General features: G+C 72.2%; 4 protein-coding genes. 3 read left to right on the forward strand and 1 reads right to left on the reverse strand.

Going from position 1 to position 1,769, the window contains the following annotated elements:
• The 3 genes from H5J30_RS31025 to H5J30_RS31035 all read left to right on the forward strand — a co-directional run.
• The coding region (locus H5J30_RS31025; RefSeq protein WP_181790835.1) for an endonuclease domain-containing protein at positions 1-365 on the forward strand (365 nt) is incomplete at its 5' end.
• A 7-nt stretch (positions 366-372) separates the two neighbouring features.
• A complete protein-coding gene (locus tag H5J30_RS31030; RefSeq protein ID WP_027741141.1) occupies positions 373-744 on the forward strand; it encodes a glyoxalase superfamily protein in 372 nt (123 codons plus the stop codon).
• Positions 745-770: 26 nt separating this feature from the next.
• A complete protein-coding gene (locus tag H5J30_RS31035; RefSeq protein WP_181790837.1) occupies positions 771-1,325 on the forward strand; it encodes a GNAT family N-acetyltransferase in 555 nt (184 codons plus the stop codon).
• 3 nt (positions 1,326-1,328) lie between these two features.
• On the opposite strand, the gene H5J30_RS31040 is transcribed toward H5J30_RS31035, so the two are convergent.
• Positions 1,329-1,676 (reverse strand): VOC family protein, encoded by a 348-nt coding sequence (locus H5J30_RS31040; protein WP_018837093.1) that lies wholly within the window; start codon positions 1,674-1,676, stop codon positions 1,329-1,331.
• Positions 1,677-1,769 lie beyond the last annotated feature (93 nt).

Raw genomic sequence — 1,769 nt, forward strand, 5'->3', positions numbered from 1 at the left:
TCGTCGTCGACCACCACCACGTCTCCGGCCTGGTCCGCGGGCTGCTCTGCGCGTCGTGCAACACCGCCGAGGGCCGCCGCACGTCGTACTACGCCGAGCCGTACGCCTCGTACCGCCGCCGCCCGCCCGCGCTGATCGTCGGCCTCACCGAGCGCTACCCCCACTGGCGCCCGAACGCCTACCACTACGTCCTCGGCGACCCTCCCGACGACCCCGCGCTCGCCGCCCGCGTCCTCGGCCACCTCATCCGCCACCCGCCCCGGCGCCCCGCGGGCCGCCCGGTCGAGATCCCCGGGCTGCCCGGCCACTACCTGGTGGGAGACGGGATGCGCCGTCTCGCCGAGCGGCTGGCGGCGGAGGCATAGTGGAGACATGACTGTCCTCTTCCGGCGCACCGTCCCGATCTTCCGCATCTTCGACATCGCCAAGGCGCGCGAGTTCTACCTCGACTACCTGGGCTTCACCGTCGACTGGGAGCACAGGTTCTCCGACGGGTTCCCGCTCTACATGCAGGTGTCCCGCGGCGACCTCACCCTCCACCTCAGCGAGCACTACGGCGACGCCAGCCCCGGAGCCACCGCCTACATCGAGGTCGACGGTGCGGGCGAACTGCACGCGGAGCTGAAGGCCAAGGACTATCCGTACCTGAAGCCCGGGCTCGAAGAGGACGCCGGGATCGGCACGATCCTGGAGCTCACCGACCCCTTCGGCAACCGGCTGCGGTTCGTCCAGCCGAACCCCTGACCCGCACCCGGGCGTACACTCGCCCGGTGCCAGAGAACGACGTCGTCGCGGCCGGCGGCCGGACCGCGATCCGCCCCCCGCGCGCCGCGGACGAGGAGGAGTTCCTCGCCCGTGCGCGGGCCAGCGCCCAGCTCCACCGCCCGTGGCTGTCCCCGCCCGCCACCCCCGCCGACTACCGCGCCTACCTGGAGCGGCTCACCGAGCCGCAGACCGAGGGGTTCCTCGTCTGCGAGCGGGAGTCCGGCGCGATCGCCGGCTTCGTCAACATCAACGCCATCGTGCGCCGCGCCTTCCTCTCCGGCGCCCTCGGGTACGCGGCGTTCGTGCCGTACGCCGGCCGCGGCCACATGTCCGAGGGCATCGGCCTGGTCGTCCGGCACGCCTTCACGCACCTCGGCCTGCACCGCCTGGAGATCAACGTCCAGCCGGGCAACGCCGCGTCCATCGCGCTGGCCAAGCGCGCGGGCTTCCGCCTGGAGGGCTTCTCGCCGGATTACCTGTTCATCGACGGCGCCTGGCGCGATCACGAACGCTGGGCGCTGACCGCCGAGATGACCGACCTCCCGGGTGCGGCGCGCTAGCCGTCAGCGGCGGCGGTCGACGTACTCGAAGATGCTGCCGTCGGGGTGGCGCGCCACCATGTTGCGTCCGATCGGCGTCTCCGAGGGGCCCGCGACGATCTCGGCGCCGACCGAGCGGAGCGTCGCGTACGCCTCGGTGACGTCCTTGACCGCCAGTGTCGCGGTGATTCTGCGCAGCACGTCGAGGGTCTGCGGCGGACCGGACATCAGCAGGAAGCAGCCGACCGCGGCGACGGAGACGCCCGCCTGCGAGAAGTGCTGCGCCTGTTCGCCGGTCAGCCTCTCGTACGTGTCGACGGCGGACTCAAGGTCGTCCACGCAGATGCGCAGTGAGGTGCCGAGGATCTCCATGGGGAGAGTCTAGGGGCGGCGAAGCACGTTGCGGCGCCGGGCCGTTGGAGCGGATACGGGCCGGGCCGCGGGGCCGTCAGGGCACCCGGCAGA

The sequence above is a fragment of the Streptomyces phytophilus genome (assembly GCF_013870535.1).
GTDB lineage: Bacteria > Actinomycetota > Actinomycetes > Streptomycetales > Streptomycetaceae > Streptomyces > Streptomyces phytophilus.